Here is a 14771-nt window from a genome sequence, read left to right as displayed (position 1 = left end):
ACGATCAACATCGATCATATTGCACTGCACAATGAAATTATATGATCGGAAATGATTGACACTGCGCGGTTTGGGTGCCTAGATGTTTGGGCAGGGAGGAACCATGCACGAAAAAGAGCGCCACAGGATCATTCTGTCCGCCGTCCAGGAAAAGCCTGTGGTGACGGTGCAGGAAATGGTCGACCTGACGGAGTCCTCCGAGGCGACGATCCGGCGCGACATCGCGGCACTCCACGTGCAAAAGCGCCTGCGCAGGGTGCGCGGCGGCGCCGAGGCGATCTCGCCGCCGCAGTTCATCGGCCTTGCCGGCAGGCCCTTTTCCGTCAACGAAACGCTCAACGCCGCGCAGAAACGGGCGATCGCCCGCGAAGCAGTCGAGCTTTGCAAGGACGGCGAACCGATCATCATCAATGGCGGCACCACCACCTTCCAGATGGTGCATTTCCTGACCGGCCGCCGCATGCCGATCTTCACCAATTCGTTCCCGATCGCCGAGCACCTGCTCAAGCATTCCAAGAACACGGTCATGCTGTCGGGCGGCACCATCTACCGCGAACAGAACATCATCCTGTCGCCCTTCGACAATGACGTGACCCGCAATTTCTACGCACGCCGCATGTTCATGGGCGCGCAGGGGCTGGGGCCACTCGGGCTGATGGAAGGCGACCCGCTGTTGATCCAGGCGGAGCAGAAGCTGATCGACCAGGCCGACGAACTGGTGGTGCTGGTCGATTCCTCGAAATTCCGCAAACGCTCCAGCCTGATCCTGTGCGGCCTGTCGCGCATCGCCACCGTGATCACCGACGACGGCATCGAGGACCGTGAAGCCAAAATGCTCGAGACCGCAGGGGTGGCGCTGATCGTCGCCCGCAAATCGGCAACCAACAAGGAAGAATCTTCACTGCAGGCCTGAGACCAACTCGCGCCCGCAGCGGCGATGGAATGCAACGCTCAAGGGAGGATATTCGATGAGCTTTTTGAAGAAATTGATGGTGACGGCGGCATTCTCGGCCGCCATGTTCGTGAATGCAGCCTACGCGGAAAACGTCAAGATCGCGCTGGTGGTGAAGTCGCTCGGCAACGGCTTCTTCGATGCCGCCAACAAGGGCGCCGAAGAGGCGGCCAAGGAACTCGGCGGCGTCGACATCATCTACACCGGCCCGACCAAGGCGACCGCCGAGGCCCAGATCGAAGTGGTCAATTCGCTGATCGCCCAGAAGGTCAACGCCATCGCCATTTCGGCCAATGACGCCGACGCGCTTGTGCCGGTCCTGAAGAAGGCCATGGAGCGCGGCATCACCGTCATCTCCTGGGATTCGGGCGTCGCCAAGGAAGGCCGCCAGCTTCACCTCAACCCGTCCGACACCGGACTGATCGGCGAGACCATCATCAAGCTTGCCGCCGACTATCTGCCGGAAGGCGGCGACGTCGCCATCCTGTCGGCGTCGTCCACCGCGACCAACCAGAACGCCTGGATCGACGCGGCCAAGAAAATCCTGCCGGAGAAGTTCCCCAAGATCAAACTCGTCGCCACCGTCTATGGTGATGACGATTCGGCCAAGAGCACGGACGAAGCCAAGGGCCTGCTGAAGTCCTACCCGAACCTCAAGGCGATCATCGCACCGACCACCGTCGGCGTTGTTGCCGCCGCCCAGGTGGTCACCGACGAGAACCTGATCGGCAAGGTCAATGTCACCGGTCTCGCGCTGCCGTCCGAGTTCAAGAAGTTCATCGACAACGGCGCCTCGCAGGCGGTTGCGCTGTGGAACCCGATCGACCTCGGCTATTCGGCCGTCTACCTCGCCCATGATCTGGCGGTGAAGAAGGAAGAGGCCAAGCCTGGCGCCACGCTGTCGATCGGCCGCGTCGGCAAGGTCACGCTCGACGACACCAACTCGGCTGCGATGGCTCCGCCCTTCCAGTTCGACAAGAGCAACATCGAGAAGTTCTCCAAGATCTATTGATCTCGGACGCATGCACCCTCCCCCTTGTGGGGAGGGTCGGCGAGCCGGCTTTGGGCAGCAAAATCGGCGAGACGGGGTGGGGGTGGCGACATCTCCACACACCAGGACCTTGATATGCTAGACAACACCCACCCCGCTCAAATTGTTCGCGACCTTCCCCACAAGGGGGTGGGTGACGCAACCCCTCGCCTGACGCTGTCCGGCGTCTCCAAGAGCTTTCCCGGCGTGCGCGCATTGCACGATGTCAGCCTGTCGCTATATCCGGGCCAGGTGACGGCGCTGATCGGCGAAAACGGCGCCGGCAAGTCGACGCTGGTCAAGATCATGACCGGTATCTATCAGCCCGATACTGGAACCATCAGCATTGACGGCCAGGCCGTCACTCTGCCCAGCGCGCACGCCGCCTTCGGCTATGGCGTCACCGCCATCCATCAGGAAACCGTGCTGTTCGACGACCTGACAGTGGCTGAAAACATCTTTCTCGGCCACGCGCCGCGCACGCGCTTGGGCACTATCGACTGGCGCACGATGCGCAAGAATACGCGCGAAGTGCTCGATGCAATGCACGCCGGCCATATCGACGCCGATACAAGGCTGAAGGACCTCGGCATCGCCAACAAGCATCTCGTCGCCGTCGCCCGTGCCATGTCGATCGACGCCCAGATCGTCATCATGGACGAGCCGACGGCCGCGCTTTCGATGAAGGAGATCGAGGAGCTTTTCCTGCTCATCGAGTTCCTCAAGAGCGAAGGCAAGGCGATCCTGTTCATCAGCCACAAGTTCGACGAGATCTACCGCATCGCCGACCGCTACACGGTGTTTCGCGATGGCGAGATGGTTGGTGAAGGGTTGATCAAGGATGCCGGGCAGAGCCAGATCGTGCGCATGATGGTCGGCCGTTCGGTCGACCACATCTTTCCGCAGCGCAAGGCCGAGATCGGCGCGCCGGTGCTTTCCGTTTCCGGCTTGTCGCACCCAACCGAATTCAACGACATCGGCTTCGAATTGCACAGGGGCGAGATCCTCGGCTTCTATGGCCTTGTCGGCGCCGGGCGCAGCGAGGTGATGCAGGCGATCTCCGGCATCACCCGCACCACGGGCGGCACGATCACCCTGGAAGGCAAGACGATCGCGCCGAAATCGGCGGCGGATTCGATTGATGCCGGCATCGTCTACGTGCCGGAGGAACGCGGCAAGCAAGGCGTGGTGATCGGCCTGCCGATCTTCCAGAACGTCTCGCTGCCTTCGCTCAAGCGTACCTCCAAATCCGGCCTGCTGCGGCTGTCGGAGGAGTTCGCGCTCGCCCGCTCCTACACCGAGCGGCTCGACCTGCGCGCCTCCTCGCTCAGCCAGGATGTCGGCACTTTGTCGGGCGGCAACCAGCAGAAGATCGTCATCGCCAAATGGCTGGCGACCGCGCCCAAGGTGATCATCCTTGACGAGCCGACGAAGGGCATCGACATCGGTTCCAAGGCCGCCGTGCACGGCTTCATGGCCGAGCTGGTGGCGCAAGGCCTGTCGGTGATCATGGTGTCGTCCGAATTGCCCGAAATCCTCGGCATGTCCGACCGCGTCGTCGTCATGCGCGAGGGCCTCGTCGCGGCAGTCTACGACAACAACGAACTGGACGCCGAGACGCTGGTCAGGACGGCAGCGGGGATCGCGGCATGAAAGCCTTTCTCAAATACCGCGAAACCTGGCTGCTGGCGGCCATCGTCGTGCTAATCGGACTGATCTCGACGCGCTTCCCGGCCTTTGCCGACCCCGGCAATCTGCGCCAGGTGTTCAACGACACCTCGATCCTGACGATCCTGGCGCTCGGCCAGATGGTGGTGATCCTGACCCGGTCGATCGATCTGTCGATGGCGTCCAACCTCTGCTTCACCGGCATGGTGGTGGCGATGCTGAACGCCGCGCACCCGGCAATCCCGATCCCGCTGCTGATCGTCATTGCACTGGTCGTCGGTCTGGTGCTCGGCGCCATCAACGGCCTGCTGGTCTGGCGGCTGAACATCCCCTCGATCGTGGTGACATTGGGCACGCTGACCATCTATCGCGGCGCCACTTTCGTCCTGTCCGGCGGCGCCTGGGTCAATGCCGACAAGATGAGCCCCGACTTCATCGGCTTTCAGCGTGCCGCCTTCCTCGGTATTCCGGTGCTATCGTGGATCGCCATCCTGGTGATCGCGTTGTTCTTCGTCTTGATGACGCGCACGGCGCTCGGCCGCTCGATCTACGCTATCGGCGTCAACCCGACGGCATCGGTCTATGCCGGCATCGATGTCGGCCGGACGAAATTCATCGTCTTCTGCATCTCCGGCATGATCGGCGGCCTTTCCGGCTACCTCTGGATATCACGCTACGTGATCGCCTCGGTCGAAGTCGCCAACGGTTATGAGCTCAACATCATAGCCGCCTGCGTCATCGGCGGCATTTCGATCGCCGGCGGCATCGGCTCGGTCGGCGGCGCGGTGCTCGGCGCGTTGTTTCTCGGCATCATCTCCAACGCGCTGCCGGTCATCAACATCTCGCCCTTCTGGCAAATGGCGATTTCGGGCAGTGCCATCATCCTTGCCGTCGTGCTCAATGCGCGCAGCGAACGCCAGCAGGGCCGCATCATCCTCAGAAAAGTGGAGGCGGTGACATGACCGAAATCCCTGCCCCGCGCCACATTCCCGACCGGCTCGACAAGCCACTGAGCTCGGCGATCTTCTCCTGGGAAGCGCTGCTGGTCGTGGTGGCCGTCGCCATCTTCGCCATCAACAGCTTCGCCTCGCCCTATTTCCTCGATCCCTATTCGCTGTCGGACCTCACCTTCAATTTCACCGAGAAGGGTCTGATCGCCTTCGCCATGGCGCTGCTGATCATTTCCGGCGAGATCGACCTGTCGGTCGCCGCCATTATAGCGCTGGCGTCGACGATGATGGGCATGGCCGTGCAGGCCGGCGCCGGCACGCCAGTGTTAGTGCTGATCGGCATCGTCGTCGGGCTCGGCTGCGGCGCCTTCAATGGCTTGCTGGTCACAAGGCTGGGATTGCCGTCGATCGTCGTCACCATCGGCACGATGAGCCTGTTTCGCGGTATCGCCTTCATCATCCTCGGCGACCAGGCCTACAAGGGTTACCCCGAAAGCTTTGCCTTCTTCGGTCAGGGCTATGTGTGGTGGGTGGTGTCGTTCGAGCTGGTGCTCTTCCTCGTCGCGGCCGTCGTCTACTGGCTCGTGCTGCATCGGACGAGTTTCGGCCGCCGCGTCTTTGCAATCGGCAACAATCCGGTCGCGGCGCAGTTTTCCGGCGTGCGCGTCGGCCGCATCAAGTTCATCCTGTTTTGCCTGACCGGGCTGATGTCTGGCATCGCCTCGGTGCTGATCACCTCGCGGCTCGGCTCGACGCGGCCGTCGATCGCTCAGGGCTATGAGCTCGAAGTCATCACCATGGTGGTGCTTGGCGGCGTCAGCATCCTGGGCGGCGCCGGCAGCATTTTGGGCGTCGTGCTTGCCGCCTTCATCATGGGACTGGTGACCTTCGGGCTTGGCCTGCTCAACGTACCCGGCATCGTCATGTCGATCTTCATCGGCCTGCTGTTGATCATCGTCATCGCGCTGCCGATCGTCTGGCGGCGGCTGCGCGGAGGACGATGATGGCTGAGAAACACGCGTTCAAGATGAAGCTCAAGCCAGGCATGAAGCCCGAATACAAGAAGCGTCACGACGAGATCTGGCCGTCGCTGGTCGCTCTCCTGAAGCAGGCGGGCGTTTCCGACTATTCGATCCACCTCGACGAAGAGACCAACATCCTGTTTGGTGTGCTGTGGCGGCGAGACGGCCATGGCATGGACGATCTGCCGAGGCATCCGGTGATGCAGCGCTGGTGGGCTCACATGGCCGACATCATGGAAACCAAGCCGGACAACGAGCCGGCGGCCGTGCCGCTGGAAACCGTGTTCCACATGGCATGAGCGCGATGCGCCACATCGCCGTCATCGACATCGGCAAGACCAATGCCAAGGTGGCGCTGGTCGATCTCGCGACGTTGAGTGAGGTCGCGCTGCGCCGCATGGCCAATGCGCCGGTGCGGCAGGCGCCCTATCCTCATCACGATGTCGAGGCGTTGTGGACGTTCATCCTCGACAGCCTTGCCGACATCAACCGCGAACAGCGCATCGACGCCATTTCGATCACCACGCATGGCGCGACGGGCGCGCTGGTCGACGCCGCGGGCGAACTGGTGCTGCCGGTGCTCGACTATGAGTTCGACGGCCCCGACAGGCTGGCAGCGGACTATGATGCGATCCGCCCATGCTTCGCCGAGACCGGCACGCCGCGGCTGCCGCTCGGCCTCAATCTCGGCGCGCAGTTCTTCTGGCAGCAGAAAACCTTCCCGGCGGAGTTCGCCAAGGCCGCCGCGATGCTGATGTATCCGCAGTACTGGGCCTTGCACCTGACTGGCGTCGCCGCCAACGAGGTGACCTCGCTCGGCTGCCACACCGATCTTTGGAACCCGTGGACAGCCGACTTTTCATCGCTGGTCGACCGCCTGGGTTGGCGCGAGCTGATGGCGCCGGTGCGGCCAGCCAAAGACCGCCTCGGCCCGATCCTGCCTGCGCTCGCCGCGCGGACCGGGCTCGCTCCGCGGACGCCGGTGTTCTGCGGCCTGCACGATTCCAACGCCTCGCTGCTGCCGCATCTCCTGTGCGACGCGCCCCCCTTCTCCGTGGTCTCGACCGGCACCTGGGTGGTGTCGATGGCGGTCGGCGGCAAACAGATCGTGCTGGACGCGGCCCGCGATACGCTGGTCAATGTCAGCGCATTGGGCGATCCCGTCCCTTCGGCGCGCTTCATGGGCGGCCGCGAGTTTTCCCTGCTGACGGAAGGCCAGCCGGACATCTGGACCGACGATGATGTCGGCGCCGTGCTGGCGCAAAAGACGTTGCTGCTGCCCTCGACCCAGCAAGGGTCGGGACCGTTCCCGTATCATGCCGCGACATGGCTCAACACCGACGGCGCGAGCAAAGGCCAGCGCTTTGCCGCCATCTCTTTCTATCTGGCGCTGATGACGGCGACCTGTCTCGACCTGATTGGCGCCGACGGACCGACCACGGTCGAGGGCCCCTTTGCCCGCAACCGGCTCTTCGTCGGCATGCTGGCGGCCAGCACGGGGCGCGCCGTTGTCGCGTCAGAGGCCGCCACCGGCACCAGCATCGGCGCCGCGTTGCTGGCAACGGACCGGGTAACGGCCCACGGTAAAGGCGAGAGAATGGGGCCGCCGACCGATCCGGCCTGGGCTGATTATGTCAGTGCATGGCGGGCAGCGGTCGAAGCGCAATGCTGATCACAATATCCGCTTGCCGAAGGCCGACATCACGAGGTTGACCGTATCGGCGCCGATCCGCGGCTCCAGATCCGCGGTCAGGCCCGAAACATCCATCGACAACAGCCCGTCGGAGAGCGCGATCGCCTCCATCGCCTGATGGGTTTCCCGTAAGGTGAGGCCACCGGAACCTGCCGCCCAGCCAGCGAATTCGGTGACATCAGGCGAATAGCTGACATGAAAACCCTGCGTGCCCGAGGTGGCGATGCGGATCGCTTCGTGCATCAGGTCGCGCATGCCCATGGCGTCGATGTCGGTCATGGTGAAGGCCGAGACGCGCGAATCCTTGAGCACCCGCGCTTCCGCCGGATCGGCGTGGCGCAGGCCGATGATGACGACATTTTCCGGCGACAGCTGCGGCTGCAGCGCGCCCGCCTTGTGGTCGAGGCCGAGCGCGCGGGCCAGCACCGAGCGTTCCGGCAGATCGATGCCGTCCTCGTCCTCGGGCATCAGGGCGGCGATGGAATCGATCCAGATCAGGCCGAAGGAGTGCGTCGCGCGCGCCGTTGCGGTCAGCGCCTTGTGCGCGATGCGACGGTCGGCACCCGCCGCCAGCCGTATCAGCCCCGATGGCGGCCGCTCGATATCGGCCAGCTCGACGACATCGAAATTCATCGCTTCGAGCCGCGCGCCGGTTCCTTCCCGAGCCAGGATACCGGCGGCGCCCTGTTCCGCCAGTATCGACACCATCTTGCGGCCGGAAAAGTCCTCGACATCGTGCATCGGGGCCTTTTCGACATATTCCGAGGTCATCGCCAGCAGCATGGCGCCATAGCTCATGCGGAAGGCGACGCGGTCGCCGACGGCCGGCGGCGGGTCGGCGTCGGCCACATCCAGCAGCAGATGGTCGCTGGAGGCGCCGAGCACCCGCACCCCCTTGGCGATCGGCGTCAGTCCCTCGACCAGCACGTCCTCGCGGCCGATATTGGCGATGGCGCGCAGCCTGTCGCCCTCGTCGGGGAAGACCGGCTGGTTGCCGAAGGCGTCGTAGCCGGATTGCCCGATCGGCCGTGACGGCTTGAGCTTGACCTCGATGATGTCGCTGGTCAGGCGGCAGGCGTCGGGTTCGAGTTCAGCCCACGGCACATCGCGGAAGGTTTCGACGCCGCCTTGCAGGATCGCCTCGCCGACGCGCAGATTGTTGATGCCGGCCGGCAGCTTGCCTTCGAGCAGCAGCGGCAGCGATGACGAGGCGCCGCCGGAAATCCAGTCGAGGCTTTTGCCGGACAGGCGCTCGGTCTTGTAGGCGTGGGCGACGAGCTGGCCGAGATTTTCCTGCGTCGGCATGATGGCGCCGAAACAGCCGAGATTGGTGCCGATGCCGGCGATCCGCACGCCCTTGAACTGCAAGATCTGCTCGACCGTTGGGATCAGATCGCTCGGCCAGATGCCTTCGCGGAGATCGCCGAGGTCGATCATCAGCATGATGTCGTGGACGCGGCCCATGCGCTCGGCGATGCGTGAAATCTCTCGGATGATGGTCAGTTCCGACTGCAGGCTGATGTCGACGGTCCGCACCACCTCCTCGACACGCGCCATCGGTGGACTGCGCAGCAGCATGATCGGCGCGTTGATGCCGCTGTCACGCAGCCGGCGGATGTTCTCGAAGCGCGATTCGGCGATGCCGGCGACACCACCGCGCAGCATGGCGCGCGCCACTTGCGGCATGCCGCAGGTGCCCTTGGTGACGCCGAACACCCTGATGCCCGACAGCGCGCAACGCTCGACGATCGTGCGCGTGTTGCGCTCGATGCGGCCAAGGTCGATGGCGACTTGCGGTCCCGACATTCCTAGCCTCCGTAGACCAGTCCCTGTGGGTCGATCTCCGGCTTGCGGCCGGCGACGAGATCGGCAAGGAATTTCCCCGAGCCGCAAGCCATGGTCCAGCCGACATGGCCGTGCCCGGTGTCGAGATAGAGGTTCTTGTAGCGCGCCTGGCCGATGACCGGCACGGAGTTGGGCATCATCGGTCGCAGCCCAGCCCAGAGTTCGGCCTTCTTCTCGTCAAAGGCGCCGGGGAAGAGATCCTTGCCTGTTCTGAACATGGCGGCGAAGTCGCTTGGCTTGTGGGTGCGGTCGAAGCCGGTGAATTCCGCGGTTGAGGCGAGCCGCAGCCGGTTACCCAGCCTGGAATAGGCGATCAGCTGGTCCTCGTCGGCGCCGCCCATGGTCGGACCCTTGCTCTCGTCCTCCAGGGGGATCGTCGCCGTATAGCCCTTCACCGGATAGACAGGCAGGTCGATGCCATAGCGGCGGCCGAGCAGGCCGCTCTCCGGTCCCATCGAGATGACCACGGCATCGCCGGCAATCGGACCGGCCGAGGTCATCACCGCACCCACCCGGTCGCCCTCGATGGCGAGGCCTTCGACCGTCGTGCCGTAGAGAAATCTCACACCGAGCTTTTCGGCGGCATGAGCCGCCAGCTTTTCCACGAACTGCCGGGAATCGCCGGTCTGGTCGATCGGCGAATAGACGCCGCCAGCGATCTTTTCCTTCACGCCGGCAAGACCTGGTTCAAGCTCGATCAGCCGGTCGCGGCCGACGATCTCGATCGGCAGCCCATGCTCGGCCAGATAGCGGTAATTGTCGGTGCCGGTGTCGAGGCTGTGCTGCGAGCGAAAGAAATAGAGGATGCCCTTCTTGCGCTCGTCATAGCCGATCTCGGTGTCGGCAGAGATAGCGTTGATGCAGTCGCGGGAATAGAGCGCCAGGCGCAGCTTGACCCGGCTGTTGGCACGCAAGTGCTCTTTCGTGCACTGGCGCAGGAAGCGCAGGCTCCAGGCGAGGAAATAGGGATCGAAGCGCAGCCGCACCTTAATGCCGAGATCATGGTTATAGAGCGCTCGCAGGAATGTCTTCAGCGCCGCCGGCGATGCCCAGGCGGTGGCGTCGCCCGGCGATACCAGGCCGGCATTCGACTGGCTGGTGCCGCGCGCCGGTGCCGGATGGCGCTCGATCACGGTGACCTCGTGGCCGTCGCCGGCCAGATAGTAGGCGGCCGCCGTGCCGACGACGCCGGCTCCAAGCACCGTTATTTTCATGCCATCCCCCAAAGCTCTTCGCGGCGCAGCGCCCTGCCGCGAATGCCTTCAATAGCGCTTCGCTGGCCGCCTTGCGAGCCCTGGGGAGGACCCGGCTCAGCCCCGTGCGGAGTTCTTGCCAGTCAGGATGCGCTCCCAGGCGAGCGCGTCGGCAACGATCTGATCGAGATCGTCGCGTTGCGGGGTCCAGCCGAGTTCCGCGCGGGCGAGATCCGAATTGGCGACCACCGCCGCGGCGTCGCCGGGACGGCGAGCGCCCATCTTCACCTCGAAATCATGGCCGAAGGCGCGGCGCACGCTATCGATGACCTCGAGCACCGAATAGCCATGGCTGTAGCCGCAATTGGCGACGAGGCTTTGTCCCCCGTCGCGCAGCCGCTGCAGGGCAAGGCGATGCGCCGCCGCCAGATCGCTGACATGGATATAGTCGCGCATGCAGGTGCCGTCCGGCGTCGGATAATCGGTGCCGAACACCTGCATGAACGGGCGCTTGCCGAGTGCCGTTTCGCAGGCGACCTTGATCAGATGGGTGGCACCCGGCGTCGACTGGCCGGTGCGGCCCTTCGGGTCGGCGCCGGCGACGTTGAAGTAGCGCAGCGCGGTGTAACGGAGCCCATGCGCGATCGCCGCATCGCGCAGCATCCATTCGCTCATCAGCTTGGACAGGCCATAGGGTGACTCGGGAGCCAGGCGGGCATCTTCGCGCACCGGCTCCAGCCCGGCGCCGCCATAGACGGCCGCGGTCGAGGAGAAGATGAAATTGGACACGCCCTCGCGCACCGCGGTCTCGATCAGCGTGCGCGTCTTGCAGGTGTTGTTCTCGTAATAGCCGAGCGGATCGGCGACCGATTCCGGAACCACGATGGAGCCGGCAAAATGGATGATCGCGTCGACCTTGTTGTCCCTGATGATCGAGCCGACAAGTTCCCTGTCGGCGACATCGCCGACCACCAGCTTCGCCTCCGGCGCCACTGCCCATTCGAAGCCAGTGGAGAGGCGGTCGAGAACGACCACGCTCTCGCCGGCATCCAGCAACTCCCAGACCATATGACTGCCGATATAGCCGGCACCGCCTGTTACCAAAACCGTCATCCCAGTCCTCGCATCTCAAGATTTATCGGAAACTGTCTCAACCACCGCCTTACTGGAAAGCCTGCCGCATGGCCATTACAACCCTTGGTAACCGGCATCATCGGCATGTGGCATCATCCTGAAACAAAATTGATCCACATCAATGGAATAGGCCACGATCCGTGGTCGTTAGGAACAGGTCCGGGGCGTGGCATTTTGACCAAAAAGGCCCGGTGGACGACCAATGGGCCAATGATTATGATCCCGCGCAAAATTGGGAAGTCGACATGAACTATCAGCGGTTCTTCGAGGAAGCGATCGACCAGCTCCATGCCGAGCGTCGCTACCGCGTCTTCGCCGACCTCGAGCGCATTGCAGGCAAGTTTCCGCGCGCCATCTGGCGTTCCAATGGGCGCGCCGAGGAAATCACCGTCTGGTGCTCCAACGACTATCTCGGCATGGGCCAGCATCCCGATGTCATCGCCGCGTTCCAGAATGCGGCGGGCAAGATGGGCTCCGGCGCCGGCGGCACCCGCAACATTTCCGGCACCAGCAACCCGCTGGTCGAGCTGGAACTGGAGCTTGCCGACCTGCACGACAAGGAAGCCGCACTCGTCTTCACCTCCGGCTTCGTCTCCAATGAAGCGTCGATCTCGACCATCGCACGGCTTTTGCCCAATTGCCTGATCATTTCGGACGAGCTGAACCACGCTTCGATGATCGAAGGCGTGCGGCGATCGGGTGCGGAAAAGAAGATCTTCCGTCACAATGACGTCGCGCACCTGGAAAGCCTGCTGCAGGCGGCGGGCCGCGAACGCGCCAAGCTGATCGTCTTCGAAAGCGTCTATTCGATGGATGGCGACATCGCGCCGATCAAGCAGATCGTCGAACTCGCCGAGCGCCACAACGCCATGACCTATATCGACGAGGTCCATGCCGTCGGCATGTACGGATCGCGCGGCGGCGGCATCACCGAGCGCGAAGGCCTGGCCGACCGCATCGACATCATCGAAGGCACGCTGGCCAAGGCGTTCGGCACGCTGGGTGGCTATATCACCGGCACCAGTGCCGTCATCGACGCCGTGCGCTCCTATGCGCCGGGCTTCATCTTCACCACGGCCCTGCCGCCGGCGATCGCCGCCGCCGCGACCACGTCCATCCGCCACCTCAAGCGCTCGCAAGCCGAGCGCGACGCGCAACAGCGGCAGGCGACGCGAACCAAGCAGATCCTTTCGGCCGCCGGCCTGCCGGTGATGGAGTCGCCGACGCATATCGTGCCGCTGCTGGTCGGCGACCCGGAACTCTGCAAGATGGCCAGCGACCGCCTGCTTGGCGTGCACGGCATCTACATCCAGCCGATCAACTATCCGACCGTGCCGCGCGGCACGGAGCGGCTGCGTATCACGCCGACGCCGTTCCATTCCGACGCGCTGATCGCCGAACTGCAGGACGCGCTAGTCGAGACCTGGGATGCGCTGGGCATACCCTACGGATCCGCTGGCCGCCCCTCGGTCGCCAAGAGCGACCGGATCATTCCACTGCTGGTGCCCAAGTCGGGCGGTTGAAGCCCGTTTGAACCTCGGTCCGATGGCGGCTCAAATAGTCTTCATCCACTTCGCCAGCCGGTTCGCCGCTTCCTCGACCTGGTCGAGGCGGCGGTGGAAGCACAGTCTGAGGAAGGCTTCGCCACCGGGGCCGAAGGCCGTGCCGGGCGCCAGGCCGACATTGGCCTTGTCGACGATGTCGAAAGCGGCGGTGCGTGAATCGGTGATGCCGTCGACCGTGAAGAACAGATAGAACGCGCCTTGCGGCACGGTGAACCGGGCGCGGTCGGTAGCCCCGAGAATGCCGCAGACCAGGTCCCGGGCCTTCCTCGCCCGCTCGACCTGTTCGGCAATGAAACCATCACCCTCATCAAGGGCGGCGACCGCGCCGCGCTGCATGAACTGGGCGACGCCCGAGTTGGAATACTGGATCAGGTTCTCGAACACCTGCTGCAAGGCAGGATGGGTCTTGATCCAGCCGACGCGCCAGCCGGTCATCGCCCAGTTCTTGGAAAAACTGTTGACGAACAGGATGCGATCCTCAGCCGTCGCGATGTCGAGGAAGGAGGGCGCACGGCCATGGCCGTAGTGAAACAGCGAATAGATCTCGTCGGCGATGATCCAGAGATTTTTGGCACGGGCGAGATCGAGGATCGCCTGCAAGGTTTCGTGGTCGGCGGTCCAGCCGGTCGGATTCGACGGCGTGTTGATGAACAGCGCCTTGGTGCGCGACGTGATCGCCGCCGCGATCTTCTCGACGGCGCAGGACCAGCCATTGCCGGAGTGATCGAGCGTGACCGGCACCGGAACGGCTCCCGAAATCGCCGCGGCAGCGTCGAAATTCGGCCAGGCCGGCGACAGATAGACAACCTCGTCGCCGGCGCCGGCGAGCGCGTCGAGCGCCAGCTGGATGGCATGCATGCCAGAGCCGGTGACGATGAACTGCTCCTCGGGGAACGTCTTGCCGAAATGCCTGGCATAGTAGCGGGCAAGCGCCTGCCTGAGATCGGGGATGCCCCTTTGCCAAGTGTAGAACGTCTCGCCGCCGGCCAGAGCCTTCGAAGCGGCATCGGTGATGAAGGCGGGCGTCGGCAGGTCGCCCTCACCGGCCCAGAGCGGGATCATGCCCTCGCGCAGGCGGCCGTAATTGACGACGGCGACAATACCGCTTTCGGGCGCCGCACGGGCTTCCGCGCGCAAGCTGTCGATCAAGGTCATGGCGGGTCCGTTCCAATCTCGAGCGTCCATCAGCGCTCCATACCAGATGCGAAAACAGAAAACCCCGGCCGCGAACGACCGGGGTTTTGGTCCAGCAAAGCTGCCCGAGACGTTAGCGCTTGGCGAGCAGATCGCGAATTTCGGTCAGCAGCGCAACGTCGGCGGGCGGCGGCGCGGCAGGTGCCGCAGGCTTCTCGGCCTCAAGCCGCTTGCGCATGTTGTTCACCGCCTTGACCATGAGGAAGATGATGAAGGCGAGGATGAGGAAGTTCAGCACCGCGGTGATGAAGCTGCCATAGGCGAAAACAGCGCCTTGCTTTTTGGCGTCCGCCAGCGCGGTGGCGTTGACTGCCGAGGACAGTCCAAAGAAATAGTTGTTGAAGTCCAGTCCGCCGAAGATCGCGCCGACGATTGGCATGATGACGTCGTCGACCAGCGAAGTGACGATCTTGCCGAAGGCCGCGCCGATGATGACGCCGACCGCAAGGTCCATCACATTGCCCTTGGAAATGAATTCCTGAAATTCCTTCAGCATTCGACCCTCCTTGTCGTGACCGGCCGCTC

At 63.7% G+C, this 14771-nt stretch carries 13 protein-coding genes; 8 read left to right on the top strand and 5 right to left on the bottom strand.

Features of this window, described 5'->3' with window-relative positions; translation table 11 throughout:
* Nucleotides 1-103 precede the first annotated feature (103 nt).
* The 7 genes from AC1DYW_RS05865 (at nt 104) to AC1DYW_RS05835 (ending at nt 7294) form a co-directional block, all read left to right on the top strand.
* Complete coding sequence (locus tag AC1DYW_RS05865) at nt 104-913, top strand: DeoR/GlpR family DNA-binding transcription regulator (RefSeq protein WP_457151000.1); 810 nt, start codon at nt 104-106, stop codon at nt 911-913.
* Between the two features lie 55 nt (nt 914-968).
* Nucleotides 969-1964, top strand: a complete 996-nt coding sequence (gene rhaS / locus AC1DYW_RS05860) for a rhamnose ABC transporter substrate-binding protein (RefSeq protein ID WP_457150999.1) — start codon at nt 969-971, stop codon at nt 1962-1964.
* A 114-nt stretch (nt 1965-2078) separates the two neighbouring features.
* Nucleotides 2079-3635 carry a sugar ABC transporter ATP-binding protein gene (locus AC1DYW_RS05855; RefSeq protein WP_477225390.1) on the top strand — a complete coding sequence of 519 codons (1557 nt, stop codon included), beginning with the start codon at nt 2079-2081 and terminating at the stop codon, nt 3633-3635.
* Nucleotides 3632-4612, top strand: a complete 981-nt coding sequence (locus tag AC1DYW_RS05850; RefSeq protein ID WP_477225389.1) for an ABC transporter permease — start codon at nt 3632-3634, stop codon at nt 4610-4612. Before AC1DYW_RS05855 ends, AC1DYW_RS05850 begins: the two co-directional genes overlap by 4 nt.
* Nucleotides 4609-5604: an ABC transporter permease gene (locus AC1DYW_RS05845; RefSeq protein ID WP_477225388.1), complete on the top strand. Its 996-nt coding sequence runs from the start codon at nt 4609-4611 to the stop codon at nt 5602-5604. The genes AC1DYW_RS05850 and AC1DYW_RS05845 overlap by 4 nt, the downstream gene beginning before the upstream one ends.
* The gene (rhaM, locus tag AC1DYW_RS05840) at nt 5604-5921 is read left to right on the top strand and encodes an L-rhamnose mutarotase (RefSeq protein ID WP_477225387.1); all 318 of its coding nucleotides are present in this window, start codon (nt 5604-5606) and stop codon (nt 5919-5921) included. The genes AC1DYW_RS05845 and rhaM overlap by 1 nt, the downstream gene beginning before the upstream one ends.
* Nucleotides 5918-7294, top strand: a complete 1377-nt coding sequence (locus AC1DYW_RS05835) for an FGGY-family carbohydrate kinase (RefSeq protein ID WP_477225386.1) — start codon at nt 5918-5920, stop codon at nt 7292-7294. Before rhaM ends, AC1DYW_RS05835 begins: the two co-directional genes overlap by 4 nt.
* On the opposite strand, the gene AC1DYW_RS05830 is transcribed toward AC1DYW_RS05835, so the two are convergent.
* The 3 genes from AC1DYW_RS05830 to galE all read right to left on the bottom strand — a co-directional run bounded on the left by AC1DYW_RS05830 (nt 7295) and on the right by galE (nt 11466).
* Complete coding sequence (locus AC1DYW_RS05830) at nt 7295-9121, bottom strand: alanine racemase (RefSeq protein WP_477225385.1); 1827 nt, start codon at nt 9119-9121, stop codon at nt 7295-7297.
* 2 nt (nt 9122-9123) lie between these two features.
* On the bottom strand, nt 9124-10374 hold the full coding sequence (locus AC1DYW_RS05825) for a D-amino acid dehydrogenase (RefSeq protein ID WP_477225384.1): 1251 nt from the start codon (nt 10372-10374) through the stop codon (nt 9124-9126).
* 96 nt (nt 10375-10470) lie between these two features.
* The gene (galE, locus tag AC1DYW_RS05820; protein WP_095082225.1) at nt 10471-11466 is read right to left on the bottom strand and encodes a UDP-glucose 4-epimerase GalE; all 996 of its coding nucleotides are present in this window, start codon (nt 11464-11466) and stop codon (nt 10471-10473) included.
* A 266-nt stretch (nt 11467-11732) separates the two neighbouring features.
* On the opposite strand from galE, the gene hemA reads away from it, so the two are divergent.
* Entirely contained in the window at nt 11733-13010 is a 1278-nt protein-coding gene (gene hemA / locus AC1DYW_RS05815; RefSeq protein WP_095084256.1) for a 5-aminolevulinate synthase, read from the top strand.
* A 30-nt stretch (nt 13011-13040) separates the two neighbouring features.
* Here the strand turns inward: hemA and AC1DYW_RS05810 are convergent, their stop codons facing one another.
* The gene (locus AC1DYW_RS05810; RefSeq protein ID WP_477225584.1) at nt 13041-14207 is read right to left on the bottom strand and encodes a pyridoxal phosphate-dependent aminotransferase; all 1167 of its coding nucleotides are present in this window, start codon (nt 14205-14207) and stop codon (nt 13041-13043) included.
* Between the two features lie 112 nt (nt 14208-14319).
* Entirely contained in the window at nt 14320-14742 is a 423-nt protein-coding gene (gene mscL, locus AC1DYW_RS05805) for a large conductance mechanosensitive channel protein MscL (RefSeq protein ID WP_095084257.1), read from the bottom strand.
* Nucleotides 14743-14771 lie beyond the last annotated feature (29 nt).

Source organism: Mesorhizobium sp. P2_D5 (assembly GCF_056404355.1).
This window is presented reverse-complemented; position numbering and strand designations above follow the sequence as displayed.